A 26,074-nucleotide genomic window follows, 5' to 3' on the forward strand; every position below is an offset into this window, starting at 1 on the left:
CACCTGCGTCTGTCATGCGCCCGTCACGGATGGGTCACCCGCGCGTCACCGAGCGCGCTGTGCGCGCAGCGTGAATACTCCGTCAGCGCTCCGAACAAACGATCAACTGACTACCGTCAGTGATCATCGGAGAAGGTCGTTCGAACGAGTGCCCTCCAGGGAATCACCGTGAACGGCGCTGGTGGAGCCCGCCCGGGCCCTCTATGATCGCCACATTTCCAGTGCGGCACCCGGACGACTTGCGAGATGACTGCCAAGCGGGAGCGAGCTGTGGACGGGCCAGTGGGCAGTTCGAGTGACGGGCACCTCCTCACGACGGCGATCACGGAGCGTCATGAGCTCTCCGCGAAACAGTTGCGCGACGCCTTGGCGGCGGCCGGGATCGCCATGGGCCTGGTCGACCGGGAGGGCTGCGTCCGCGATCCCACGCCGGCGCTGCGCGCCCTCGGCGAGGGCGACGGCGGGCGGCTCGGCCCCGCCGCCGACGGCGACCCGCGCACCAGCGCCCGCTACCACGAACTGCTCCGCGGCGAGCGGCGGCGGCTGCGCTACACCCGCGGCATCCGCCACCCCGACGGCCGCACCGTCTGGGCCCGGGTGACCCTCACCCCGCTGGACACCGCGGACGGCGGCCCCGCCTGGTCCCTGCTGACCGCGGAGGACATCACCGACCGGCGCGACCTCCAGCGGCGCCTGCGCCATCTGCGCACCCACGACCCGCTGACCCGGCTGCCCAACCGCGAGATGTTCCTCGACCGCCTCGCCGCGGTGCTGGGCGACGACGAGGCCGACCACCGGGTCGGCCTGTGCTACCTGGACATCGACGGCTTCCGCGCCGTCAACGACACCCTCGGCCACCACGTCGGCGACCTGCTGCTCACCGCCGTGGCCGAGCGCCTCACCGACTGCGCGCGGCCGGACGGGCACCTGGTGGCCCGGCTCGGCGGGGACGAGTTCGCCGTGCTCCTCGCGGGCTCCCGCGGCACCGCCCAGGCCACCGCGCTCGCCACCGCGGTGCTGGACGCGCTCGGCCGCCCGTTCGACATCGAGGGGCAGCGGCTGACGGTCTCGGCGAGCGTCGGCGTGGTGGAGCGCCCGGTGCGCGGCGCCACCACCACGGCCCTGATGCAGGCCGCGGACACCACCCTGTACTGGGCCAAGGCCGACGGCAAGGCCCGCTGGGCGCTGTTCGACCCCGAGCGCAACGCCCACCGCATGACCCGGCTCGCCCTGTCCAGCAACCTGCGTCCCGCCGTGGACCGGGACGAGTTCACCATCGAGTACCAGCCGCTGGTCGGACTCGGCGACGGAGTGCTGCGCGGCGTGGAGGCGCTGGTGCGCTGGGAGCACCCGGAGCTGGGGCGGCTCTCCCCGGGCCGGTTCATCCCCCTGGCGGAGGAGAACGGCGCCATCGTCCAGCTCGGCCGGTGGGTGCTGGAGCGGTCCTGCCACCAGGCGCGCCGCTGGCACCTGGCGCACGGGGAGGCCGCGCCGTTCGTCAGCGTCAACGTGGCCGTCCGCCAGATGTGGGACTCCGACCTCGTCGCCGATGTGGCCGCGATCCTGGAGCGCACCGGACTGCCGCCGCAACTGCTCCAGTTGGAGCTGACCGAGAGCGCGGTGATGGGCTCGGCCGGGCGGCCCCTCCAAGCCCTCAACGACCTGTCGGACATGGGGGTGCGCATCGCCATCGACGACTTCGGCACCGGCTACTCCAACCTCGCCTACCTCAGCCGCCTGCCGGTGCGGGCGCTGAAGCTCGACGGGCTCTTCGTGCGGGGCTTCGGCGCCGACCAGCCGCCCAACCCCGCGGACGAGACCATCGTGACCGCCCTGGTGCGGCTGGCGCACCAGTTGGGCCTGACGGTGACCGCCGAGTGCGTGGAGAGCGCGGAGCAGGCCGAGCGCCTGCACGCGATCGGGTGCGACACCGCGCAGGGCTGGTTCTACGCGGGCCCCGCCTCGCCGGAGCGCATCGGCTCCATGCTCAGGGGCGAACCGCTGGTGCCCGCGCGCGCGGGCGGAGGGGGATAGGCGCCGGGCCGGGTCTCGGCCCACCGCGCCGGCTCGCGGCTCTCCGCGCCCGTTGACGCGCCGGGGCGCGTCGCGGGAGAGCCGCTCACGTGCCGGGCCGTCTACACGGCCTGCGGCTGGTACAGCCCGTCCTCCACCGGCACCTCGGACAGCCGCCCGAGCGCCGTGGCCGCCGCCATCCGCAGTTCGGCGGGGCCGGAGTCCTCGCCGAGCACCGGGTTGGCGCACACCCGAAGGCTCTCGGCCGCCCCGAGGCGGCGGATCAGCCGGGACAGGGCGGGACGCGGCCCGATCTCCACCAGGCGGGAGTAGCCGTCGCGCAGCAGCGCCGCGGCGGCGTCGGAGAAGCGGACGGTGGCGCTGACGTGCTCCGTCCAGTAAGGGCCGCTCAACGGCTCGCCGACCAGGCGGCGGCCCGCGACCGTGGAGTAGAACGCCAGCTTCGGCACCCGGCCGTGGGCGCGGATCGCCACCCGGGCGAAGCGCGTCACCATCGGCTCCATCATCGGCGAGTGGAACCCGTGGGACACCTGCACGGGCACGGTGCGCACGCCCCGCTCCCGCAGCGACCCGCCGATCCGGTCCAGCGCGGCGAGGTCGCCGGACAGGACGGTCTCGCCCGGCCCGTTGATGCCCCCGATGCCGACCATGCGCTCGGAGTCCACCAGACCCTGCACCTCGGCCCGCCCGGCGAGCACCTTCAGCATCCCGCCGCCCGTCGGCAGCGCCTGCATGAACGCGCCCCGGACGGCGACCAGGCGGGCCGCGTCCGGCAGCGGGAGGGCCCCCGCCACGCAGGCGGCGGCGTACTCGCCGTTGCTGTACCCGAGCACCGCGCGCGGCTGCACGCCCTCGGACTGGACGGTCTTCGCCAGCGCGTACTGGACGGCGAACAGCATCGGTTGGGTGAAGCCGGTCAGATGCACCCGCAGGTCGGCGTCGAGCAGCAGCGCCGAGACGTCCTCGTGGGTGTAGGGCAGAAGCGCCTCCGACGCCTCGTCGAGATAGCGCCGGTAGACCGGCGACTCCCGGTACAGCCTGGCGGTCATGCCCGGGTACTGGGCGCCCTGTCCGGTGAACAGGAACGCCACTCCCGGGTCCGCGGCCCGGTTCACCGGGCACTCCCTCGGGCGGCGGGGACTCCGCCGCCGACGCGCGCCCCGGCACGGTGCCGTGCCGGGCGCTCCGGCGGCCGGCCGTCGCGGAACTCGCGTCCCCGACGTCCGGAACCTGGTGGGGCCATCTACTGCTCCTTCAACGTTCGCTGCGGCCCGGTGAGGCCGCTTCGGCGGCTCTGCCGCGAACGTCCCGGCGGCGGGAGGGGAAGGGCGCCCCGGCCCGTGCCCGGCCCGGCCGGTTTCGTTCAGCGGCTTGTCGAAAGGTACGCGAAGAGGGGGAGTGAGACGGGTGGGTTCCCACATGTGGTGCGCTCATCTGTCACATGTGGAGTTGTTCCACACGAGACTGCGACCGGGCGCTCAAGCACGACTGGAGACAGCCCCTCCGCACGCCCCCGGGTGAGGGGGGCGCGCACCACCCGTCGGAGCGCACGACGGCGCTCCCGGCGCGCGACGGCGCCGACCCCACCACCCCCGCGCCCGGACCCGCCGTCACCCCAGGGCCCCCGCCCGGATTCCGGCCCGCCCCGCGCACCGCGCCGCCGCGCCCCGTCGGGGAAAACCGTGCTTTGTCACGGCAAGCCGTCCGCAACCGCCATGTGCGCCCTTTTCCCGCGCCGCGGGCACAACGCCCAATACGCCCCCGCATACGCCGCGCAATGCGGCGAAAAATTCTCCGGCGGCCGTTGAGTGCCAGGTGTTCACCCGGCCGTAGAGAAGGTTGTGGCGCCACGGGGGCGCCCGCCGAAGGCTCGTGCAGCCAGGTCCAACCTGCCCGCATTCAAGAGGAGTTAGTCCGTGCCAAGGACCTTGCATGAGCAGTCGGCCGAGGAATCGGCTTCTGACGAGGCGAGCGAAGATGGCCACACTTACCCTCACTGACCAGGCATTCCGCGTGGGGGACCGGGAATTGTCCAGGGAATGTGTCGACCGGGAGGTTCGGGTGCGCAAGGATGCGGCCGTGGCCAACGACCGACCTTCGAGAAGCCGGGGCAGGCGACACGGCGCCCATTCCGGCACCGCGCCCGACGAGGAAATGATGCGCGCCCTGTACCGCGAGCACGCGGGCCCTCTGCTCGCCTATGTGCTGCGGCTGGTCGCGGGGGACCGGCACCGGGCCGAGGACATCGTCCAGGAGACGCTGCTGCGCGCCTGGAAGAACGCCGACCAGTTGAGCAATGCGACCGGGTCCATCCGCCCCTGGCTGGTGACCGTCGCCCGCCGTATCGTCATCGACAGCCACCGCAGCCGGCAGGCGCGCCCGCAGGAAGTCGACGCCTCTCCGCTGGAACTCATGCCCGCGGAGGACGAACTCGACAGGGCCCTGTGGCTCATGACGATATCCGACGCGCTCGACGACCTGACCGACGCTCACCGGGAGGTGCTCGTCGCCACCTACCTCAAGGGGCGTACCGTGAACGAGGCGGCAGCGGCGCTCGGCATTCCCGCCGGTACCGTGAGGTCTCGTATCTTCTACGCGCTGCGCTCCCTGAAGCTCGCTCTACAGGAACGAGGGGTGACGACGGCATGAGCGCGCCGGAGCAGGAGCAGCACGTCGACGTCGGCGCGTTCGTACTGGGGGTGCTGGACCCGGAGGACTCGGCCCGCTTCGAGGCCCATCTGGGGATGTGCCCGCGCTGCGCCGCGGAGTTCGACGACCTGATCGGCCTGGAGCCGATCCTCGCGGACTTCGCCGCCTCGGCGCCCAACGCGGAGTCCCTGTCCGTCAAGCCGTCCTCGGGGATGCTCGACCGCCTGGTCGGCGAGATCTCGGTGACCAGGAAGCGCCGGCGCCGGCGCGGGCTCTACCTGGTGGCCGCGGCCGCCGCGCTGATCGTGGGCGGGCCGGTGGCCGCCGCCGTGGTGACGGCGTCGGTGTCCGGCGGCGAGAAGACCGTGGCCGTGGACCTGGAGAGGCCCGCCAAGTACTTCTTCGACCACGTCCCGGCCGCGAACAAGGTCAGCGGCACCGACCCCGCCACCGCCGTCAACGCGACGATCGGCGTGGAGACGAAGAGCTGGGGCACCCATGTCGTCCTCGAACTCGGCAACGTCAGGGGCCCGCTGAAGTGCGACCTGGTCGCCGTCGGGAAGAACGGCGAGCGGGAGGTCGTCACCACCTGGGCCGTGCCCAAGTGGGGCTACGGCATCAAGGACAGCACCAACGCGGTGGCCAGGGAGCCGCTGTACATGCACGGCGGCACCGCCATGGAGCCCACCGCCATCGACCACTTCGAGATCAGCACCCTGGACGGCGAGCAGCGGCTGATCCGGATGAAGGCGCCGGACGGGATCGAGCACGCCACCTCGGCCTGACGGGCCGACCGGGACGGATCCGCCGGCCGCCGGCGGGGGCAACCCCAGGGGCCGGACGGGAGTCTCTCCCGTCGGGCCCCTTCCTCGCGCTCCGGCGCGACGGCCCGTCATGCGCCCGGCGGCCACCGGGCATTGACGCCCGCCATTCGGAACCGTAGCGTCCGGGAACATCGCAATTTCGGTACATCGTTCGAATCTTTCGAAGACCCGGCGCGGCGAGACCGCAGCCAGGCACAGGAGACTCCGATGAAGCCTCTGCGCACCGCGGTCGTCGGCACCGGCGCCATCGCCGCCGTCCACGCGGCCGACCTGGCCCGGCTCGGCGGCGGCCGGCCGTTCGCCGCCGCCGTCGACACCGACCCGGTCCGCCTCGCGGCCTTCTGCGACCGGTGGGAGGTGCCCGGCCGCTACGGCGACCTGGCCACCATGCTCGCGGCCGAACGCCCCGACCTCGTCCACCTGTGCACCCCGCCCGGGCTGCACCGGGAGCAGGCCCTGGCCTGCCTGGCCGCGGGCGCGCACGTGCTGTGCGAGAAACCGCCGGTGCTCAGCCTCGCCGACATGGACGCGATCGCCGAGGCCGAGGCCTCGGCCGCCGACGGCGCCCGCTTCGCCACCGTCTTCCAGCACCGCTTCGGCTCCGCCGCCGTCAACCTGCGCGCCCTGCTGGCCACAGGCTCCCTCGGGCGGCCGCTCGTCGCCGTGTGCAACACCCTGTGGTACCGGCCGGACGAGTACTTCGCCGCCCCGTGGCGCGGCACCTGGGAGAGCGAGGGCGGCGGGCCCACCATGGGCCACGGCATCCACCAGTTCGACCTGCTGCTTTCCGTGCTCGGCGACTGGAGCGAGGTCATGGCGGTCGCCGCCCGCCGGGCCAGGCCAACCGCCACCGAGGACCTGTCCTGCGCGATCGCCACGTTCGCCGACGGCACCGTCGCCACCATCGTCAACTCGCTGCTGTCCCCCCGGGAGACCAGTTACCTGCGGTTCGACTTCGAGTACGCCACCGTCGAGGTGGAGCACCTGTACGGCTACGGCGACGACAGTTGGCGGATCACCCCGGCGCCCGGCCACGAGGACACGGTGCGCACCGCCTGGTCGGCGGGGCTCGACGGGCGGCCGTCGGGGCACGGCAGCCAGTTCGCCGCCGTGCGCGCCGCGCTGGCCGAGGGGCTGCCGCCGCCGGTCACGACCCAGGAGACCAGGGCCACCATGGAGTTCGTCGCGGCCACCTACGCCTCGGCGTTCGGGCACCGGCCGGTGCGGCGCGGCGAGATCGGCCCCGGCAGCCCCTTCTACGACCGGATGAACGGCGACGGCGCCCCGTGGGCCGCCGCCACCGGCTCCGTGCCCCGCCAGGGCACCGGCCGCGAGCCCCGGCCGGAGGGCACCCGGGCGTGACGGGGAGGGGCGGGTTCCGGCCGCGTCCGGGTCCGCCCCGCGGCGCGCCGCCGGGGGCCGGCGGCGCGCCGCGGACCGACAGGGCACTGCGGGTTAAGCACGTGGCGCGCACGGTCAAAGCGGCGCCCCCGGCCGCCGACTAACGTCTGATTCCGTCCGGTGCGGACGGAGGACGGGCCCCCGGCAGGACGACTGCACACAGCCCCGGCCTCCGCCGCACCGGCGCCATGTCCGGCCGCACCGGCGCCATGTCCCGGCGTCAGCCGAGGTGGACGGGCGCCGTGCCCTCGGCGTGCTGCTGCCTCCCGGCGGTGACGGCGGTCACCGCGACGGCCAGGCCGGCGAGGAACAGCACCGCGGCGGCGGCGAACGCCATCGTGTAGCCGTGGGTGAGCGCCTCCCCGGCCCTCGCCACCAGCGCGGCGTCCCCGGTGGCCAGGCCCCGGTACAGCGCGGAGGCCGCGTCGGGCAGCTTGCCGTCGGCCGCGGACGTGGAGATCGTCGACATGACCGCGAGGCCCAGGGCCCCGCCGACCTGCTGAGCGGTGTTCAGCAGCGCCGAGGCGATCCCGCTGTCCTCGTGCCTGACCCCGCTGACCGCGCCGAGCGTCATCGGCACGAAGCTCATGCCCAGGCCGAGGGCGGTGACGAACATCGCCGGCATCAGGTGCCCGGTGTACGACGAGTCCGGCTCCAGCGCGGAGAACCAGAACATGCCCGCCGCCGCCACCAGCAGCCCCGGAGCGGCGATCACCCGCGGCGCGAGGCGGGCGACCAGCTTGGAGCTGACGCCCGCGGCGACGCCCATGCCGACGCTGAACGGCAGATAGGCGAAGCCGGTCCGCACCGCGCTGTACTCCAGGATGAGCTGCATGTGCAGCGTCAGGAAGTAGAAGGTGGCGAACATGCCCGCGCCGATGAACAGCATCGTGGCGTAGGAGCCCGACCTGGTGCGGTCCCGGAACAGGCGCAGCGGCATCATCGGGTGCCCGGTGCGCGCCTGGATCACCAGGAACGCGGGCAGCAGCACGGCCGCCGCGGCGAACGACGCCAGGGTGAGGCCGTCGGTCCAGCCGTGCTCGCCGCCGCGGGTGATGCCGTGGACCAGGGCCAGCAGGCCGCCGGTGCCGCAGACGGCGCCGGGTATGTCCAGGCGGCCGGGGTGGCGGTCGGCCTCCACCAGCGTCCTGGTCCCGGCGAGCACCACCAGGCCCACGGGGATGTTGACGAAGAACACCCACCGCCAGTCCAGCACGTCGGTGAGCGCGCCGCCGAGCAGCAGGCCGACCGTGGCCCCGATGCCGCCCATGGCCGCGTACACGCCCATGGCCGCGTTGCGCGGCCGGCCCGCGGGGAACGTCGTGGTGATCAGGGCCAGGGCGCTGGGCGCGGCGAGCGCGGCGCCGACGCCCTGGAGCACGCGGGCGCCGATGAGCAGTCGCTCGTTCGGGGCCAGCCCGCCCAGCAGGGAGGCGAGGGTGAACACGGCGATCCCGGCCTGGAACATCCGCCTGCGCCCGAACAGGTCGCCGGCCCGGCCGCCGAGCAGCAGCAGCCCGCCGAACGCCAGGGCGTAGGCGTTGACGATCCACGCCAGGTTCGCGTCGGACACCTCCAGGTCGGTACGGATGCTGGGCAGGGCGATGTTCGTGATCGTGGCGTCGAGCACCACCATCAACTGGGCCGCGGCGATGACGAACAGGGCCAGGCCGAGACGGCCGCCCCCGGGCGGCGCGTCGGAGGTCCCCTTCGGCGCGGGGGCGGAAGAGGTGCGGTCAGCGGGCATGGAAAGGCTCCAGGCAGTGGGAGGACGACGCTCTCCCCGGATTCGGAAACAGGCATGGAAGAGCCGGTCGCCAGTTCCGGGGAGAAACCGGGAGGTGAAGGGATTCCGGCGGTCCGGGATCCCCGAGTGCAGGCCGGTGCGGACATGCCGCACGGCATCGGGACGGCTCGGGGCCGGAGCGACTCTAACATTCGCCCCGCGGCCTTCCGGGGCCCGGACGGAGAAATGTGATGTGGTTCTTCTCGCCCTTGACAAATCCCCGCGCCTGCTACCTCCGGCTCTGTTCACGGGAATCCCCGTAATGGATTTCCGTGAATTTTGCTTGCGTTTTCTCCGAGGTTGTGTGCACTGGGCCGGAGCGACCTCGGAGTGCCACTTGCCGGCCCCGGCTGCCCACAACCCGGCGGTTTTTGTCAAGTGCGAGGGGCCCGCGCGAACCCGCCCGGTGCGGTGCGCCCGGGGCCGGGAAAAGCGGGATTCGCGGCCCCTCGGATTTCCCCCGGAAGCGGGGCGTGGAATCCGCCCGCGGCCCCGGATCGCGCCCGGTCGCGCGGAAGCGGAATGGCGCGGGGCCGGCTTTCCCCGCCGGTGCGCGGCTCCGGTGGACAGAGTGCGATCGAACGCCGGTCGAATACCCCTCGTGCCGCCGTCCTCGGGCGGTCGGCTCTTCCTCGGTGCCGCGGTGCCTCCGCACCCTGCCCCTCACCGGCGCCGCCGCCGAACCGTGCCGCACGCCGCCGACCCGCACGCCGCGGAAGGGCCGGGCCGCGCCCGCGCCGGCGCGCTCCCCCCGCGGGCGGACGCCCCGCACGCCCGTACGCCCTCGGGCTGACGCCTCCATGGCCCCAGGGGCCGACGATCAACGGGCCCGCGCGCCCCTACCGTTCCCCCCATGACACTCAGCAGCGCGGGTCCCGCCGCGCCGGGGCGGGCCGCATGGGCCCACGCCGCCTGCGCCTGGATGGCCGTCTCCTTCGTGTGGCACGCCTGGATGGCCGTGGACTACCGCGACACCATGGGCGGCGAGGACGGCGGCATGTCGGTCGCGGTCTTCCTCGTCTACGACGGCGCCGTCACCGCCGCCTCGCTCGCCGGGGCCCTGCTGGCCCTGGCCACGGTGCGGCCGTGGGGCGCCCGCCTGCCCCTGTGGGCGGTGCGGCCCCCGCTGTGGTTCGGCTGCGCCCTGCTCACCCTGCGCGGGGTGCCGGGCGCGGTCGAGGCCGTCACCACGGCGAGCGGACTGACCCCCAAGGGGCTGCTCGGCCGGGCCGAGGAGCTCGCCGACCGCGGCTCCCCGGAGTTCTGGCAGAGCCTGGCGATCAACAGCTACTTCTTCCTCGGGGCGGCACTGCTCGTGCCCGCCGTCGTCGTCTTCGAGCGCCGCCTGCGCGTGCGCGGCACGGCACCCGCCCCGCGCACCGGCTGACTCGGCCCGCCGCGAGCCCCGGGCAGGAGGCCTCCCGGACGGTGCGCCCCGGAAAAGCCCGAGCGCCCCGACCGGTCAACCGGTCGAGGCGCTCGTGTCGTGTGCGCCGCCAGGGACTCGAACCCCGAACCCGCGGATTAAGAGTCCGCTGCTCTGCCAGTTGAGCTAGCGGCGCTCGCTGACGTGGAGAGACTAGCACCCCGTCGGCGTCGACCAGAAATTGATATCAACGGACCGACGGGCGCCGGATCAGGGGGTCTCGCGCTCGTTTCGCAGCAGGTCCCGGCCGAACTCGATCATCTTCTTGGCGTAGTCGGGCGTCCAGTCCGCCCGCTCCGCGATGCCCTCCACGGACACCTGGTCGAAGCGGCCCGGGTCGGCCAACTGGGCGGCGGCAACCGCCTGGAACTCGGTGGCCCGCTCCGCCGCCGCGCGGAACGCCAGGGCCAGTTCGGTGGAGCGGTCCAGCAGCTCCCGCGGGTCCTCCAGGGACTCCAGGTCGAAGAAGTGCTCCGGGCCGCTGTCCGGCGCGCCGGGCTCGAACAGCAGCGGCGCAGGGCGCAGGCGGCGCTTCCGCTCGCGCTGCTCCTCCTGCTCGGACGGATGCGGCTGTGGCATGGGATGTGACCTCCGTGACGTTTCTCGTCCATTGTCCCGCCGTGCGCAAGTGCACCTCTGGGGAGCGGCTGGAGACGCCCGCCGCATTCCCGGCGGGCCCCCTCAGGGCCGGTGCGGCACCCGGTGCTCCGACAGGTGCGCCAGCACCGCGTGGTTGGCCTCCCACCCGTCCGGGAAGCGCACGGTGACGCCGAGCCGCACGGGCTCCGTCGAGGGGTGCTCGTCCAGCAGCTCGGTGATGCCCGCCCGGGAGACCACCACGCAGGCGTGGCGGTGCCGGGAGGCGAGCACGCACAGGCGGCCCGTCTCCAGGTGGAACTCGGTGGCGTCGCCGCGGCCGGACAGCGGGTGCAGCACCACGGTCACGTCGTACTCCTGGCCCTGGAGGCGGTTGGCCGTGTCCACCGTGACCCCGCTCACCCCGGCCGCGGCCAGGGCCGCGCGCACCGCGGCCGCCTGGTCGCGGTGCGCGGTGCCCACCGCGACCCGCTCCGCGGTCAGGGGCGCCGTGCCCTGCTCGGAGACCGCCACCCCGCCCCGGTCCAGCAGCCGCCGGACCACCTGGGCCACGGCCGCGACCGCCTCCGGGTCGGTGCGCACCGTGCGCCGCCGCGGCAGCTCCAGCAGCCCCCACCCGGACTCGGCCGCGATGTCCAGCACCCGGTCGGGCGCGGAGCCGTCCCCGGGCACGCCGAACACCAGTTGCCGGTCGCCGTGCCCCGTCCCGGCGCGGAACGGCGTGTACGGGTAGAACGCGGCCGACACCAGCGGCGCCGCGGTGGCGGGCAGCCGCCAGGACACCGGCAGCCGGTGCTGGGGCAGCCCCGGGTTGTGCGCCAGCAGGGTGACCACCGCGGACGCCGACGGGTCGTAGGACAGGCCCGCCCACTGCTCGGCGCCGACCACCGTGAACGGGTCGAGCTGCCCGGGGTCGCCCACGAACAGCGCCCGCTCGAACAGCCCGGCCACCTTCAGCAGCGCGTCGGAGCGCATCTGGTACGCCTCGTCCACGATCGCGTGCCGCCACGGCTCGACGTCCTTCACGTACGCCCACTTGGCGGCGGTGGCCACGACCACCTTCTGCCCGGCCAGCTCGCCCACCGAGGAGGACGCCGTGACCGAGGGCAGCGCGGCCACCGCGGGGTCCGGCGGGCCCTCGGCCCCGTGCAGCCGGCCCACCGGCAGCTCCGGGTCCTTGGCGGCGATCCTCCTGACCAGGTCGTCCACCTGGCTGTTGGTCTGCGCGACGATCATCAGTCGCTCGCCGGACGCGGCCAGCTCCCGGGCGGCCCGCACCACCAGGGTGGACTTGCCCGCGCCCGGCGGCGAGTCCACCACGACGCCGCGCGCGGTCCCGCGCAGGGTGTCGCGCAGGATCTCCTCGGTGACACTGGCGGCGTCCGCCGAAGGATCGGCGGCGCCGCGTTCGGCAGCGATCACAGCAAGTCCTCGTCGGTCAGCGGGTCGGAAACCGCGGCCACCGGGTCGCCGGGCGGGCCGCCGTGCGTCCACGGGGTCAGCTCCGGCGGCGGCAGCGGGGCCGCGGGCCGCGGGTCGTGCTCGAACGCGGTGAAGCACAGCCGGTCCCCGACGGCGGGGACGCTGCCCTCGGCGGGCACCTTGCCCCGGCCCATCTGGTTCAGCAGCCGGACCTGGACCACCCCCGGCTCCACCAGGACGACCTCGGCCTCCTGAGCCTTCCCCGCCAGCGCCCGGAACACCCGCGTCCCCGGCTCGACGTGCGGGCGGTCCCCGGTGCGCACGGTGACCAGCGGCCGGGGCCGGGGCGAGCGGCCCTCGCCGTACGCCATCTCCACCTCGGCGGCCTCGCCCGCGAACGCCTCGCCCGCCAGTTGCCGCTCCGCCATGGCCAGCGGGTCGTCCAGCGCCTCGTGCGCCTCCAGGCGCAACTGCTCCAGCTCCCGCCGCACCAGCTTGGCCGCCGCCGTCACCGCGTCGTCCCGCCGCGGCTGCGGGGGCTCGCCGGCGCGCAGCCGGTCCCGGTGACCGGTGTAGGACCAGCGGTCGCTCTCCCACCGCTGCGCGACCCGCTCGCCCGGCGGCAGCCCGCGCAGCAGGTCCACGCCCCGCCACAGCAGGTCCCAGGTGGGCCGCAACTGGCTCTCCACCAACTCCCGCACCTCGCGCTCCGCGCCCGGTGTCCCCGCGTCGTACCGGGCCATCGCCGGGGCGAGCAGCCGGTTGTCGAACTCCGGGTCGGTGGCCGGGCCCGCGGGCGGGCAGTGCAGCAGCCCGCGGGCGTCCCGCGCGGTCTCCGCCCACCGGGCCGCGTCCGCCCCGTGGGTGCCCTCCGGCGGGTCGATCCAGGCCAGCAGCGCGCCCAGGTGCTGGTCCTCCAGGGCGCTCTGCCCGGTCGCCCAGTGCCGGGCGAGCAGCTCCGTCATCGCCAGCAGCAGCGACGAGCCCGGCGTCAGCGCCCGCTCCGCGTAGTGGGTCAGCCACCGGCCGAGCAGCGGCACCCGCGACGGGACGGGGTACGGCTCCGCCGGGTCCTCCTCGGCGGTGCGCCGGAACCGGGTGGAGCGGCCGAGCAGCCGCGCATACGCCACCCCGGCGGCGTTGGGGACGAGCAGTTGCGGGGCGTCCAGGCAGACCTCGCGCCGCACCTCGACCCGCTCGCCCGTCTCCGGGTCCTTCTCCTTGCGGACCTCCACGTCCACCTCGTCCGCGCCGTCCTCCAGGTGGGGCAGCATCGTCTCGGCGAGCTCCGCGAGGAACGCGAACCGCAGATCGCGGTCGCGCGGCTGCGGCACCACCAGCAGCCGCGGCGCGTCCCGGTCCGTGCCGACGAGCGCGCCCAGCGGGGCGCCGGTCTCACCGGCCGTGGTCAGCGGCACGAACGCCATGGGCCGCTCCGCGAGGTGCCGGTGCCTGACGGTGGCCCGCGGGCGCGCCCGGCCCGCCCGCGCCGCCTCCAGGCGGGCCAGCGTGGCGATCAGGCTCACGGGCCACCGCCGGCCAGCGCCTCGGCGCGCAACCGCGCCGCGCGCCGCAACTGCTCGCCCACCGCGTCTCCTGGGTCCCCTGGCTGCCCTGGCTGCCCGGGGTCCCCGTCCGGATCGCCGCCGGGGCCCTCGGCGGCGGCCAGCACCTCCTCGACCGTCTCCAGCGCGCCCAGCTCGGCGCGCGCCCCGCGGCCCAGCACCTCCACCGCGCCGCGCTCGCGGGCCCGCTCCCGGCAGTGGAACGCCAGCTCGCACGCCGCGAGGCAGTCGGGCGCGTACGCGGCGGGCACCGCGTCCACCGCGGCGGACAGCTCGGCCGGCGGGCGGGTCGCCGTCCTGCCGTCGTCGGTCAGGCACAGGTCGAACGTGGTGCCGTCCGGCAGGGTCGCGGCGATCTCCTCCACCCGGGTGAGGCGGCCGAGCTGGCGGGCGGTGACCGCGAGCTGCCTGCGCACGTCCACCGGCGCGCACGTCGGCTGGTTGCTGAAGTCGCGCGGGCACACCAGCAGCACCGTGTGGTCGGCCTCGCCTGTCCCCAGGCGCCCGGCCAGCTCCCGCAGCGCGAGCACGTACACGGCCGCCTGCCGCGCCGCGGCGCCCACCTTCGCCGGGTCGGCGGCGCCGTCCAGGATCGGGAACGACTTGATCTCCAGGACCGTCCACCGGCCGCCCGGGCGCACCAGGACCGCGTCCGGCTCCAGGTACACCGCGGAGCCGGCGACCGGCAGGCGCAGCAGCGGGTGGTCGAGCAGCGCCCAGCCGTCGCCGCGGGTGGCCTCCTCCAGCGCCTGCCGGGTGCGCTCGGCCCGCCCGGCGGGCCCGGCCGCGGTCAGGTCGGGCACCGGTATCCGCGGCGGTGGCTCCACGCCGAGCCAGTCGCCGGCGAGCCGCAGCAGCGCGGCGCCCCCGTCGGCCTTGGCCCGCGCCTCGAAGGCGTTGCCGCGCACGATCGCGAACTGGGACTGGCCGAACGGCGCGGGTCTGCCGAGGTGCCGGGCCAGCGCGCCCTTGTCGACGCCGGCGGCGTCCAGCAGGGCGCGGCGGCGGCAACCGGGGTTGGCGGCGAGCGCGGCCAGGGTCCGCGCGTCCATCGGCCGGGGCGGCACGGGCCCGCGCAGGGCCGCGAGCCGTTCGTCCAGAGTGCTGGTGCTCACGCGCGGCAGTCTCGCATCCGGGTCCGACAACGGGTGAATGCGGCGGGGGCGGGCGGCTCCCGCACGCGGGGGAGAAGCGGCGGCCCCGGCGCGCGGGAACGCGCACCGGGGCCGCCGGAAGCGGTGCGGACTAGGGCCCGCCGACCGCCGAGTCGTGCTCGGGCTCCAGGCCGCCGCGCCGGGCGCCGCCGGGCGGCGGGCCGGTGTCCGGTTCGATCCTGGCCGTCTGCTGGACGATCAGCGGGGTCCCGTCGAGCGAGCCGTGCCGGGCGGGCGCCGCCAGCGGCTCGCCCGCCCCGGCCCTCGCGGGAGCGGTCTTGCCGGGGGCGGTCTTGCCGGGAGCCGGCTGCGCGGAGGTGCCCGCGCCCGCGCGCTCCGCCGACCGCACGGCCAGCCACGCCTCCACCGAGCCGCGCCAGCGGCCCGTCAGCCGCAGCGAGGGCCGCACCAGCAGCGCCCCGGCCAGCATCACCAGCGCTCCGCCGACCGCGTCGAGGAGGTAGTGGTTGGCCGTGGCCATCACCACGAACACCGTCAGCAGCGGGTAGGCGACGCCGAGCGTCCGCAGCGCCCGCGAGCGCCCGTAGCGCCACATCAGCACACCGCACCACAGCGACCAGCCCACGTGCAGGCTCGGCATGGCCGCGTACTGGTTCGTCATGCCGCCCAGGCCCCGCGGCGCGCTCGCCTCGCTGCCCCACCAGCCGAACGAGGCGTACTGGGCCATCGTGTCCACGAACCCGTAGGAGTCGGGCAGCAGCCTCGGCGGCGCGGTGGGCAGCAGGACGAAGCCGAACAGGCCGAGCACGGTGGAGATCGCCAGCCAGGTGCGGGCGGCCCGGTAGCGGCCGGGATACCGCTTCCAGATCCACACCAGCACGGCCGGGGTCACCACGTAGTGCAGCGTCGCGTAGGCGAAGTCGCACACGACGCCCAGCGCGGTGACCCGGGTGAGCACCTCGTTGAGCACGAGCTCGATGTCGATGTGGAGCACCCGCTCGACGTGCAGGATCTGCCGACCGTGGTCGAGCGCCGTCTCCACGTCGCCCCTGGCGAGCATCCGTCCGGCGGAGTACGCGGCGTACAGGACGACGACCAGCAGAAGTTCGGTCCACCACCGGGGGCGGCGGGCGGGCGGGAGGGCGGACAGCTCGTGCGCCGCGGTCGGTGTGCTCCCGTCGGACCTCTGACGAGGCACGGCTATGGACACGGCAACAAGTCTCCAGATCAGTCGGGTTCGTGGATCTACCGTACGCCGTACGCTAGGAGGTACGCCTGTCGACACCGGAGATTCCGGCCAAGTGTTTCATTGTTCCGCCGCTTCCTCGCCACATTTCCGTACACCTGTCCGTCCTCTGCCTCTGCGAGCCTCTGGAACGCCAGTGCCGCCTCCGTCCCCCCACCCCACGACCGCACGGTGTGCGCCATGACCCGTCCGCGACCTTCCCCGTCCGGGCCCTCCGGCGGCAGACCCCCGCGCGCCCGAGCCCCGCGCAACACGCTCAGCCGCGACCTCATCCTCGACTCCGCTCTGCGCCTGCTCGACGGCAAGGGCATCGACGCCTTCACCATGCGCGCCCTCGCCGACGAGCTCGGCGTGGGCGCCATGGCCCTGTACACCTACTTCCGCGGCAAGGACGAACTGTTCGACGCCGCCACGGAACGACTGCTGGACCGTCTCTCCTTGCCCGTCACCGGGCAGGAGAGTCTCTTTGGGGACCCTGCCCCGCGGGGGGACCCGGGCTTGCCCGTCACCGGGCAGGAGAGTCTCTTTGGCGACCCTGCCCCGCGTGGGAAGCCGGGCTTGCCCGTCACCGGGCAGGAGGGTCTCCTCGGTGACCCCGCCCGGCAGGGGGAGTCGGGCTTGCCCCCCGTTGGGCGGGAAAGTCTCTTTGGTCCTCCTCCTCCGCAGCGGGAACCGGTCCCGTCCGTTGCCGGGCGGGAGGAGATCTTCCCGCCCGCCGCCGGGCAGGAAGGCCCAGTACCACCCGCCGCGGGCCAGGAAACCCTCCCCTTGGGGGACGCCGGTTCGCAGGCGCGGGTTGCTTCCGGCGCCGGGGCGGAGGAACCCCGTGCGTCGTCCCGGCAGGAGGGTAGCCCGCGCGAGCAGCTCCGCCAGGCATGCCTCGCGGTGTACCGGCTGCTCGCCGACCACCCCTCCGTGCTCGACCTGCTCGTCGGCGCCAGGGACCGGCGCGGCGCCCTGCGCATCGGCGCCGGCCACCTGGGGGAACTGCTGCGCCGCTCCGGCCTCGACGGGGCGGACGCCCTCCGCGCGCAGACCGCCCTCACCCAGTACACCCTCGGCGTGGCGCTGTGGGCGGAGCGGGCGCACGAGCGCGCCCACGAGGGCGAGCCGCGGCCGTGCGCCGCCGAGACGGCCCAGCGCGCCCCGTCCTGCGCGGCGGCCGCGTTCGAGTACGGCCTGGACGCGCTGCTCGACGGCCTCCTCGGCCCCCACGGCGGCGCCGCCCGCGGCGCCGGGCGGCCCGCCACCGCGGCCGGGGAGCGCGTCGGGGACGATGGGGAGGAGGAGACACCCGCCTCCCTGCTCCAGGACTCCGGAAGGTGACGCATGCCCCCGCGCGTTGTGCTGGTCCGCCACGGCGAGACCGAGTGGTCCCGCTCCGGCCGCCACACCGGCCGCACCGACATCCCCCTCACCGCGGAGGGCGAGCGCGCCGCGCGGCTGCTCGGCGAGCGCCTGAAGGGCGCGCCGTGGCACGGCCTGCCCGACGTCGAGGTGCGGACGAGCCCGCTCGCGCGCGCCGCCGCGACCTGCGCCGCGGCCGGGTTCGGCGAGCGGGCGAAGGAGTGGGACGCGCTCGTGGAGTGGGACTACGGCGCCTATGAGGGACGCACCTCCCCCCACATCCGCGAGGAGCGGCCCGGCTGGGTGATCTGGCGCGACGGCGTGCCGGGCGGCGAGGCGCTCGCCGACGTCGCGGCCCGCGCGGACACCGTGGCGGCCTGGGCCAAGGAGGGCGAGCGGGACGTGGTGCTGTTCTCGCACGGGCACTTCCTGCGCACCCTCGCGGTGCGCTGGCTCGGCCTTCCCCCCTCGGCCGCGTCCGCGTTCGCCCTGACCCCGGCCTCCCTGTCGGTGCTCGGCTGGGCGTACGGGGAGCCCGCGATCGAGCGCTGGAACGACACCGCGCACATGGAGGGCTAGCCGCCTTCCCCGGAGGGCGGGCCCGCCTCCCCGGCGTCGCGCAGCACCGGCGCGCCCGCGGCGAACCGGTCGAGCTCCGCGCCGTGCACCACCCGCCCCGGGAACGGGTCCGCCGCCACCAGACGGGTCAGCTCCGCCGCGGGCAGGGGCGCGGCCGACGCCAGCAGGACGGCGTTGCCCCGGCGGCGGCCCCGCAGCACCGCGGGGTCGGCGGCCAGGCACACCTCGGGCAGCACGGCGCGCACCGTCGCCACCTGGGAGCGCAGGAACGCCGTCCCGGGGCCGTCCACCACGTTGGCCGCGTAGACGCCCGCGGGCGCCAGGGTCCGCGCCGCCTCCGCGACGAACTCCGCCGTGGTCAGGTGCCGGGGTATCCGCGCGTCCGCGTACACGTCGGCCACCACCAGGTCCGCCCAGTCGTCCGGGGTCGCGGCGAGCCCGGCGCGGGCGTCGCGGGCGCGCACCTTCAACTGCCAGGTGCGCGGCCACGGCAGCGCCTCGCGGACGAACTCCACCAGCGGGCCGTCCACCTCCAGCACCTGCTGGCGCGAGCGCGGCCGGGTGGCGGCGACGTAGCGCGGCAGGGTCAGCCCGCCGCCGCCCAGGTGGACGGCCCGCACCGGGCGGCCCGGGGGAGCGGCCAGGTCCGCGGCGTGGCCGAGCCGCCGCAGGTACTCCACGTCCAGGCGGGCGGGGTCGTCCAGGTCCACATGGGACTGCGGGGCGCCGTCCAGGTACAGCGTCCAGGCGCGGGGGCGGTCCGGGTCGGGCACCAGCTCGGCGGTGCCGGACGCCACGGCGGCCGTCACCGGCTCGGGGGCGCGCCGCCCCCGCCTGCCCTCCCGGGGGCCGTCCTGCCCGCCGCGCCGTGTCCTGCCCGCCATCCGGCCAGTATCCCGCGCCGCGGCGGCGCCCCGCGTCCGCGCTCAGAGCCGGTCGGCCGCCTCCAGCGTGACCGCCGCCTCCCCGAGCGCCTTCCGCAGCAGCCTGGGGTCGGTGAACGGCGCCGCGGCGTGCGGGGGGAGCAGCCAGCCGGTGTCGGACAGGGGGGGCTCGCCGGGGCGCGCCGTGTGCGGGAGGGCGGAGGTGCAGGCGCTGCCCGGCACGTCCCAGTGCTCGGCCGTGCCGCCGGGGACGAGGAAGCCGAGGGTGCGGCCGTAGGAGTCGTGCAGCACCGGGCCCACCGTGGTGCGCAGCCGCAGGATGTCCACCGCCTCGATGCCCTGCCGGGCGGGCACGGTGACCACCTCGAGGGGCCGGTGCCCCGCCGGTGCCGGGGGTGCTCCGGCCTCCGCCGGTGCGCCCGGCCTCGCCGTCCTCGGGTGCGACGCGCTGGTACTCAAGAGAACCGTCCTCCCTGCTGATCAGGTCGCTGGACTCGCGGAACCCCCGTGCCTCCCCGTGTCCAACGCGCCGGGACGGCCCCGGCCACGGCCCGGTGGCCGTAAGACGCGTGGCATTTCATGGCAGATGGGAACCGCGCCGCCCGTTTTGCGGCCAAACCCTGAGTGGTGTCCTGATCACACCGGGTACGGTCGTCGCGCAAGCCGAAGGCGGCCCGCCAGCCCCGCGACCGTCAGGGGGAACGAAGCCATGGCGCCCTCTTCAGAAGACCGGACAGAACCCGACCGGTCCCCGGCCGACCGGCCCCACCACGGCCGGGAACCGCACTCCCGCTCCCGACCCGCCCAGGAGCGGCAGCCCGCCCGCCCGAGCCCCAACACCGCCTTCCGCGCCCTGCGCGGCAGCCTCTCCCCGGGCGAGTTCGCCTCCGCGGTCCGCCGGGCCGCGCGGGAGATCGGCGAGCAGGTCTCGTGCGACGCCCGCTACATCGGACGCGTGGAGTCCGGGGAGATCCAGTGCCCCAACTACGCCTACGAACGGGTCTTCCGGCACATGTTCCCCGGCGCCACCCTGCGCGACCTGGGCTTCGCCCCGCGTGAAGTGGTGCGCGGCAGACGGGCCTCCGCCGAGCTGCGGGCCGTCGCCGACCCCGCGCCCGGCGCGCCGCCCGGCCCCGGCGCCGACCCCGGGCAGGGCACGGAGCCCGGCACCCGCGAGGAGACCGGCCCGCTGCGGCCCTGGCTGCTGCGGGAGGCCGACGAGGAGGCCGACGACCCCGGCGACCTGCCCGGCCCCCGCGGCGCCGACGACCTCGACGAGGCCGCCGACCTGCTGCGCGCCGCCCTGCTGCGGCCGAGCGCCGCCGGATACGCCGTCGGCCAGGTGGTGCGCCGCATCCGGCTGCTCGACGACGGCCACGGCTCCGACGCCTTCTACGGCCGCGCCCTCGACTCCCTGCACACCGCCCGCCGCCTGCTCGACGAGTACCCCAGGCCGCGCCGCGGCACCGACCGGCTCCTCGCCGACACCGGCGAACTGGCCCTGTCCGTCGGCTGGCTGGCCCACGACTCGCTGCGCCCGGCGCGGGCCCGCACCCACTACGCCGAGGCCCTCGGCATCGCCCGCGCGGTGGGCGACCGGGCGCTGGAGGCGCACGCCTTCTGCGTCAGCGCGTTCCTCGCCCGCGACCTCGGGCGGCCCCGCGAGGCCCTGTACACGGCCAGGGCCGGACGGCACGCCGCCCGCCACCTGGCGTCCCCCCGGCTGCTGTCCCTGCTCGCCCTGCGCGAGGCCGGCGGGCTGGCCGGGCTCGGCGACCGGCCCGGCTGCGAGCGGGCCATGGCGGTCGCGGAGCGGCTGTTCGCCAAGGGGCCGCGCGACGCCGACCCGGAGTGGATGTCCTTCTTCGGCGAGGCGGAACTGGCCGGGCTCCAGGCCCAGTGCTGGTCCGCGCTCGGCCGCTTCGACCGCGCCGTGGAGGGCGCGCGCCGCGCGGTGGACCTCCAGGACCCGCACTTCACGCGCAACATCACCCTGTACACCGCGGAGCTGGCGCACGACCTCACCGGCCGCGGCGAGGTCACCGAGGCCGCCCACCACGGGCACCGGGTGCTGGAGCTGCTGGAGCGCCGGGTGGACTCCTCGCGGGTGCGGGCCATGCTGGCCACCACCGTGCGGGCGCTGCGGGCCCACCACGACGACCCCGAGGTGGCGGCGTTCCTCGAGGCGTACGACGCCCCTCCGCCCGCCCGCCTGCCCGTCCCCCACCCCGCGGGCGGCCCGTGCACGAGTTGGCCGACCGTCCACGGGGTCGTGCCGTGAACGGTCGGCCGGGGTGCGGGGCCGTCCGTGGTCAGCCCAGCGGCGGCAGCTCGCCGGTGCGCACCACGTCCGAGTACCAGCGCGCGCTGGCCTTCGGGATCCGCTTCTGCGTGGCGTAGTCCACGTAGACCATGCCGAACCGCTTGGCGTACCCGTAGGCCCACTCGAAGTTGTCCATCAGCGACCACTGGAAGTAGCCGCGCACGTCCACGCCCGCCTCGATGGCCTGGTGGACCGCGGAAAGGTGGCCGTGCAGGTAGGCGACCCGCTCCGGGTCGAGCACCTCGCCCGAGGGGTTGACGTAGTCGTCGAACGCCGCCCCGTTCTCGGTGATCATCAGGGGCAGTCCGGGGCGCTCCCGGTGCAGCCGGGTCAGCAGGTCGTACAGGCCGGTCGGGTCGATGGCCCAGCCCATGGCGGTCTGCTCGCCGGGCGGGCGGTGGAAGAACACGCGGTCGGCGCCCGGCCACGCCGAGTGGGCGCTGGGCTTGTGGCCGTCCGAGGCGTGGCCCGGCGCGGGCGGAGTCAGGGACACCACGGTCGGCGTGTAGTAGTTGACGCCGAGCACGTCGAGCGAGGCGGAGGTGGCGGCGAGGTCGCCGTCGTGCACGAACGACCAGTCGGTCAGGCCGACGGTGTCGTCGAGGAGGTCGGCCGGGTAGGCGCCGTCGAAGATCGGGCCGGTGAACACCCGGTTGGCCAGGGCGTCGATCTGCCGGACCGCGTCGTGGTCCTCGGCGGTGTCGTTCAGCGGACGCACGTGGTGCAGGTTCAGGGTGATCGCCAACTGCGCGGTCCTGGGCAGCACCGAGCGCAGCGCGGCCACCGCCCGGCCGTGGCCGAGGTTCAGGTGGTGGGCGGCGCGCAGGGCGGCCACCGGGTCGGTGCGGCCCGGGGCGTGCACCCCGGAGCCGTAGCCGAGGAAGGCGCTGCACCACGGCTCGTTGAGCGTGGTCCACGTTCCCACCCGGTCGCCCAGCGCCTCGGCGACCAGCAGCGCGTACTCGCCGAACCGCTCGGCGGTCTCCCGCGCCGGCCAGCCGCCCGCCTCCTCCAGCTCCTGCGGCAGGTCCCAGTGGTACAGCGTCACCACCGGGGTGATGCCCTTGTCCAGCAGCTCGTCCGTCAGCCGGCGGTAGAAGTCGAGCCCGGACTGGACCGCGGGCCCGCGCCCGGTCGGCTGCACCCGCGGCCAGGACACCGAGAACCGGTAGGCGCCCAGGCCCAGGTCCGCCATCATCGCGACGTCGTCCCGGAAGCGGTGGTAGTGGTCGGTGGCGATGTCGCCGTTGTCGGCGTTGCGGACCTTCCCCGGCGTGCGGCAGAACGTGTCCCAGATGGAGGGGGTGCGCCCGCCTTCTGCCGCCGCGCCCTCCACCTGGTACGCGGCGGTGGCCGCGCCCCAGAGGAATCCCGAGGGGAAACGGCGGGTGCCCGCCGGGGCGGACTGGGTCTGGATCGCGGTCATACGGAGCGCTCCCATCAAAAGGTGTGCGGATGTCGGGACGGGGTGCGGGTGCCGTCCGAGGAAGGGGGGTCGCGGCGGGCCCTCAGCCCTTGACCGCCCCCTGCATGATGCCGTTGACGATCTGCTTGCCGAGCAGCAGGAACAGCAGCAGCAGCGGCAGGGTGCCGATCAGGGCGCCCGCCATGATGACCGAGCGGTCGGGGACGTAGCCCTGTCCCAGTTGGCTGAGCGAGACCTGCACGGTCGGGTTGTCGGCGTTCAGCACGATCATCGGCCAGAACAGGTCGTTCCAGGACTGCACGAAGGTCAGCATGCCCAGAACGGCCATGGCGGGCCTGGCGGCGGGCAGCACCACGTGCCAGAAGATGCGCAGCGAGTGCGCTCCGTCCACGCGTGCGGCCTCGATCAGCTCGGTCGGCAGCGCCTCGATGAGGTACTGCCGCATGAAGAACACCCCGAAGGCGCTCACCAGGGTCGGCATGATGACGGCGGGGAGCTCGTTGCTCCACCCCAGATCGCCCATGAGCATGAACAGCGGGACGACGCCCAACTGCGGCGGGACCATCATGGTGCCGATGACGAGGAGCAGCAGCAGGTTGCTGCCCTTGAACCGCATCTTGGCGAAGGCGAACCCGGCCAGCGTGGCGAACAGCACGGTGGCGAAGGCCACCGTCCCGGCCACGATGAACGTGTTCAGCAGGGCCGTCTCCATGTGGACCTGGGTCCACGCCTCTTCCAGGTTCTTCGCCAGGTTCGAACCGGGGATGAACGGCGGCGGGGACTCGGTGATCCGGCCGTTGGACGTGGAGGCCGCGACGACCGTCCAGTACAGCGGGAACAGCGAGACCAGCGCCGCGAAGATCAGCACGGCGTAGGTCAGCGGCCCGCCGTGCATCTGGCGGCCCGCGCCGGGGCGCAGCTTGACGCGCCGGGACGATTTCGGGGTCTTCGGCGTGTCGGCCGCGGAGGCCAGCGGGGGCACGGTGTCTGTGGTCATGGCAAGGCTCCCGGTGGCGTCAGGCCCGGCGCATGTAGCGCGTGATGACTGCGTTGACGGCGGCGATGATCAGCAGGATCAGGAACATCAGCCAGGCGACGGCGGCGGCGTTGCCGAAGTGGAACAGCGACCAGCCCTCCTGGTACACCAGCACGCCCAGCGTCTGGTACTGCCCGTCGGTGCCGCCGCGGGCGCCGGCCGAGCCGCCGAACAGCAGCGGCTCACCGAAGAGCTGGGTGGCGCCGATGGTGGAGACCACGATCGTGAACAGGATCGTGGGCCGCAGCGACGGGACGGTCACATGGCGGAACTGCTGCCAGCGGGAGGCGCCGTCGATGGATGCCGCCTCGTACCGGTCCTGGGGGATGGCCTGCATCGCGGCGAGGTAGATCAGCGCGTTGTAGCCGGTCCAGCGCCAGGTCACGATGGTGGAGATGGCGATCTGCGAGGTCCACTTGCCGGATTCCCAGTCGATCGGGTTCACCCCGAAGATGTCCAGGAACCAGTTGATCATGCCGAAGTCGCGCCCGAAGATCAGCGCGAACACCAGGGTGGCCGCGGCCACCGAGGTGGCGTACGGCGTGAGGATCGCGACCCGCCACAGGGTGGAGCCGCGCAGTTTGTAGTTGAGCAGGTGGGCCAGGCCCAGCGCCATGCAGAGCTGCGGGACGGTGGAGATCACGCCGATGGTGAACGTGTTCGTCAGCGCGTTCCAGAACTTGTCGTCCCCGAGCAGTTCGGTGTAGTTGCCGAACCCGACCCAGTCGCGCTGGTCGGGGGTCTGGAGCTCCACCTCGTGCAGGGAGATCCAGCCCGTGTAGATCAGCGGGTACAGGCCGAAGGCCCCGAAGACGAGGAAGAACGGCGCCACGTACACGTACGGGGCGGCCTTGAAGTCCAGCCAGTGCCGCAACGACCGCCGCTGTCGCGGCGGCTTGGGCGCCGGGGCGGGAGCCGGCTTGTCGATGACGGTGGTGGCCACGTCGGGCGTCCTTCCAGGGGGAAGGGCGCGTCCTGCCCGCACCCGCGGTGAGCCTCCGCCGCCTCCCACCCGGTCAGGGACGGGCGGGAAGCGGCGGAGGGGTTCTCAACGTAGGCGGTGCGGCGGGCGGGGCCGCGCCGATGGCGTCAGGTCAGCCCAGGACGTCGTCGTCGATGGTGTCGACCGTGGTCTTCCAGGCGGAGTCGGGGCTCTTGCCCTGCTGCTCGACGAGCTGGATGCCGTTGGAGATGTTGTCCTTGATCGCGGCGTCCTTCGGGCCGAGGGTCGCCACCGGGATGCTCTTGGCGGAGTCGGAGAAGATCTTGCCGGACGGGGCGCCGCCGAAGTACTCGAGCGTGGCGCCGGTGACCGCGGCCGACTCGACCGCCTTGGCGGTGGACGGGAACAGGCCGAGCTTCGCGAACAGCTTCTCCTGCTGCTCGGGCGCGGTCAGCCAGGCGGCGAGCTTCTGCGCCTCCTCCTGGTGCTTGCTGGTGGTCGGGACGGCCAGGAACGAGCCACCCCAGTTGGCGCCGCCGGGAGGAGCGGCGATGTCCCACTTGCCCTTGTTGGCCTCACCGGACTTGTCGCTGATGTGCGCGGTCATCCACGCCGGGCAGACCACGCTGGCGAAGCGGGAGTTGGAGAAGCCCTGGTCCCAGGAGGTGTCGAACTGCCGCAGCTTGGCGGTCAGGCCGTCCTTGGCGGCCGAGGTGGCCACCTTCCAGGCCTCCGTCACGACCGGGTTGTCCTTGTAGATGACCTCGCCGTTCTCGTCGTAGTACTGCTTTTCGGACGAGGAGACCATCGCGTTGTACAGACCGCTGGCGGTGTCCATGAAGGCCACCTTGTCGTCCGGGTACTCCTCCTTGAACTTCTTCCCGGCCTCGACGTAGCCCTCCCAGCCGTTCGCCCACAGCTTGGCCACCTCGTCGCGCTCGGTGGGCAGCCCGGCCTTCTCGAACATGTCCTTGCGGTAGCAGATGGCCATGGGGCCGACGTCGGTGCCCAGGCCGATCACCTTGCCGTCGTCGCCCTTGGCCTGCGCCCACTTCCAGGGCAGCCAGCGGTCCTCGGACACGCCGGCGACCTTGGACATGTCGGTGAACTTGGCGGCCTGGGTGGAGAGCACCTCGCGGATCCGGCCGACCTCGATGCCCTGGATGTCGGCGAGGCCGGAGTTGGCGGCGAGGCGGGTCTGGAGGGTGCGGTAGTAGTTCTGCTCGTCGGCGGTCGAGGTCGCCTTGATCTTGATGTTGGGGTTGAGCTTCTCGTACTCCTTGAACAGCCCCGCCTCCTCGAAGCCCATCACGCCGTACAGGCCGAGGTTGAGCGTGATCTTGCCGTCGCCGTCGCTCCCGTCGCCGTCGTCCCCGCACGCGGTGGCGAGGGTGGCGAGCAGGGCGGCCGAGACCAGGGCTGCGGTCTTCCGGGTGTGCTTGCGGGCGGTGCGCATTCCATCACTCCTTGC

General features: G+C 74.4%; 21 protein-coding genes and 1 tRNA gene. 8 read left to right on the top strand and 14 right to left on the bottom strand.

The features are described 5' to 3' along the window. The first annotated feature begins 246 nt into the window (after nucleotides 1–246). A complete protein-coding gene (locus tag ACYVO2_RS14055; protein WP_461008089.1) occupies nucleotides 247–2,034 on the top strand; it encodes a putative bifunctional diguanylate cyclase/phosphodiesterase in 1,788 nt (595 codons plus the stop codon). Between the two features lie 101 nt (nucleotides 2,035–2,135). Here the strand turns inward: ACYVO2_RS14055 and ACYVO2_RS14060 are convergent, their stop codons facing one another. Next, nucleotides 2,136–3,149, bottom strand: a complete 1,014-nt coding sequence (locus tag ACYVO2_RS14060; protein ID WP_461008090.1) for an acyltransferase domain-containing protein — start codon at nucleotides 3,147–3,149, stop codon at nucleotides 2,136–2,138. A gap of 946 nt (nucleotides 3,150–4,095) precedes the next feature. On the opposite strand from ACYVO2_RS14060, the gene ACYVO2_RS14065 reads away from it, so the two are divergent. The 3 genes from ACYVO2_RS14065 (at nucleotide 4,096) to ACYVO2_RS14075 (ending at nucleotide 6,869) form a co-directional block, all read left to right on the top strand. Then, nucleotides 4,096–4,683 (top strand): sigma-70 family RNA polymerase sigma factor, encoded by a 588-nt coding sequence (locus tag ACYVO2_RS14065; RefSeq protein WP_461008091.1) that lies wholly within the window; start codon nucleotides 4,096–4,098, stop codon nucleotides 4,681–4,683. Continuing rightward, nucleotides 4,680–5,468, top strand: coding sequence for a zf-HC2 domain-containing protein (locus ACYVO2_RS14070; RefSeq protein ID WP_461008092.1), 789 nt, complete (start codon nucleotides 4,680–4,682; stop codon nucleotides 5,466–5,468). The genes ACYVO2_RS14065 and ACYVO2_RS14070 overlap by 4 nt, the downstream gene beginning before the upstream one ends. Nucleotides 5,469–5,714: 246 nt before the next feature. After that, entirely contained in the window at nucleotides 5,715–6,869 is a 1,155-nt protein-coding gene (locus ACYVO2_RS14075; RefSeq protein ID WP_461008093.1) for a Gfo/Idh/MocA family protein, read from the top strand. 259 nt (nucleotides 6,870–7,128) lie between these two features. On the opposite strand, the gene ACYVO2_RS14080 is transcribed toward ACYVO2_RS14075, so the two are convergent. Continuing rightward, complete coding sequence (locus tag ACYVO2_RS14080) at nucleotides 7,129–8,655, bottom strand: MFS transporter (protein ID WP_461008094.1); 1,527 nt, start codon at nucleotides 8,653–8,655, stop codon at nucleotides 7,129–7,131. A gap of 892 nt (nucleotides 8,656–9,547) precedes the next feature. On the opposite strand from ACYVO2_RS14080, the gene ACYVO2_RS14085 reads away from it, so the two are divergent. After that, on the top strand, nucleotides 9,548–10,081 hold the full coding sequence (locus ACYVO2_RS14085; RefSeq protein WP_461008095.1) for a hypothetical protein: 534 nt from the start codon (nucleotides 9,548–9,550) through the stop codon (nucleotides 10,079–10,081). 102 nt (nucleotides 10,082–10,183) lie between these two features. On the opposite strand, the gene ACYVO2_RS14090 is transcribed toward ACYVO2_RS14085, so the two are convergent. The 6 genes from ACYVO2_RS14090 to ACYVO2_RS14115 form a co-directional block, all read right to left on the bottom strand. Beyond that, nucleotides 10,184–10,256, bottom strand: a tRNA-Lys gene (locus ACYVO2_RS14090). Between the two features lie 74 nt (nucleotides 10,257–10,330). Next, complete coding sequence (locus ACYVO2_RS14095) at nucleotides 10,331–10,699, bottom strand: hypothetical protein (RefSeq protein ID WP_461008096.1); 369 nt, start codon at nucleotides 10,697–10,699, stop codon at nucleotides 10,331–10,333. 102 nt (nucleotides 10,700–10,801) lie between these two features. Then, nucleotides 10,802–12,139, bottom strand: coding sequence for an AAA family ATPase (locus ACYVO2_RS14100; protein WP_461008097.1), 1,338 nt, complete (start codon nucleotides 12,137–12,139; stop codon nucleotides 10,802–10,804). After that, entirely contained in the window at nucleotides 12,136–13,665 is a 1,530-nt protein-coding gene (locus ACYVO2_RS14105) for a hypothetical protein (RefSeq protein ID WP_461008098.1), read from the bottom strand. Before ACYVO2_RS14105 ends, ACYVO2_RS14100 begins: the two co-directional genes overlap by 4 nt. Further along, nucleotides 13,662–14,819, bottom strand: coding sequence for a hypothetical protein (locus tag ACYVO2_RS14110; RefSeq protein WP_461008099.1), 1,158 nt, complete (start codon nucleotides 14,817–14,819; stop codon nucleotides 13,662–13,664). The genes ACYVO2_RS14105 and ACYVO2_RS14110 overlap by 4 nt, the downstream gene beginning before the upstream one ends. Nucleotides 14,820–14,949: 130 nt before the next feature. Continuing rightward, nucleotides 14,950–16,029: a phosphatase PAP2 family protein gene (locus ACYVO2_RS14115; protein WP_461008100.1), complete on the bottom strand. Its 1,080-nt coding sequence runs from the start codon at nucleotides 16,027–16,029 to the stop codon at nucleotides 14,950–14,952. Nucleotides 16,030–16,245: 216 nt separating this feature from the next. Here ACYVO2_RS14115 and ACYVO2_RS14120 point away from each other — a divergent pair, with 216 nt between their 5' ends. Both ACYVO2_RS14120 and ACYVO2_RS14125 read left to right on the top strand, forming a co-directional pair. Next, complete coding sequence (locus tag ACYVO2_RS14120; protein WP_461008101.1) at nucleotides 16,246–17,391, top strand: TetR/AcrR family transcriptional regulator; 1,146 nt, start codon at nucleotides 16,246–16,248, stop codon at nucleotides 17,389–17,391. A gap of 3 nt (nucleotides 17,392–17,394) precedes the next feature. Next, nucleotides 17,395–17,991 carry a histidine phosphatase family protein gene (locus ACYVO2_RS14125; protein ID WP_461008102.1) on the top strand — a complete coding sequence of 199 codons (597 nt, stop codon included), beginning with the start codon at nucleotides 17,395–17,397 and terminating at the stop codon, nucleotides 17,989–17,991. On the opposite strand, the gene ACYVO2_RS14130 is transcribed toward ACYVO2_RS14125, so the two are convergent. Next, complete coding sequence (locus tag ACYVO2_RS14130; RefSeq protein WP_461008103.1) at nucleotides 17,988–18,875, bottom strand: spermidine synthase; 888 nt, start codon at nucleotides 18,873–18,875, stop codon at nucleotides 17,988–17,990. The two genes, ACYVO2_RS14125 and ACYVO2_RS14130, sit on opposite strands and share 4 nt — an antisense overlap. 42 nt (nucleotides 18,876–18,917) lie before the next feature. Beyond that, complete coding sequence (locus ACYVO2_RS14135; RefSeq protein ID WP_461008104.1) at nucleotides 18,918–19,229, bottom strand: hypothetical protein; 312 nt, start codon at nucleotides 19,227–19,229, stop codon at nucleotides 18,918–18,920. Between the two features lie 355 nt (nucleotides 19,230–19,584). Here ACYVO2_RS14135 and ACYVO2_RS14140 point away from each other — a divergent pair, with 355 nt between their 5' ends. After that, the gene (locus ACYVO2_RS14140) at nucleotides 19,585–21,156 is read left to right on the top strand and encodes a tetratricopeptide repeat protein (protein ID WP_461008105.1); all 1,572 of its coding nucleotides are present in this window, start codon (nucleotides 19,585–19,587) and stop codon (nucleotides 21,154–21,156) included. A gap of 31 nt (nucleotides 21,157–21,187) precedes the next feature. On the opposite strand, the gene ACYVO2_RS14145 is transcribed toward ACYVO2_RS14140, so the two are convergent. The 4 genes from ACYVO2_RS14145 to ACYVO2_RS14160 form a co-directional block, all read right to left on the bottom strand. Next, the gene (locus ACYVO2_RS14145; protein WP_461008106.1) at nucleotides 21,188–22,624 is read right to left on the bottom strand and encodes a GH1 family beta-glucosidase; all 1,437 of its coding nucleotides are present in this window, start codon (nucleotides 22,622–22,624) and stop codon (nucleotides 21,188–21,190) included. 82 nt (nucleotides 22,625–22,706) lie between these two features. After that, nucleotides 22,707–23,621, bottom strand: coding sequence for a carbohydrate ABC transporter permease (locus tag ACYVO2_RS14150; RefSeq protein ID WP_461008107.1), 915 nt, complete (start codon nucleotides 23,619–23,621; stop codon nucleotides 22,707–22,709). A 19-nt stretch (nucleotides 23,622–23,640) separates the two neighbouring features. Next, nucleotides 23,641–24,603 carry a carbohydrate ABC transporter permease gene (locus ACYVO2_RS14155; protein ID WP_461008108.1) on the bottom strand — a complete coding sequence of 321 codons (963 nt, stop codon included), beginning with the start codon at nucleotides 24,601–24,603 and terminating at the stop codon, nucleotides 23,641–23,643. A 151-nt stretch (nucleotides 24,604–24,754) separates the two neighbouring features. Continuing rightward, entirely contained in the window at nucleotides 24,755–26,059 is a 1,305-nt protein-coding gene (locus ACYVO2_RS14160) for an ABC transporter substrate-binding protein (RefSeq protein ID WP_461008109.1), read from the bottom strand. Nucleotides 26,060–26,074 lie beyond the last annotated feature (15 nt).

Source organism: Streptomyces capparidis, assembly GCF_054782095.1.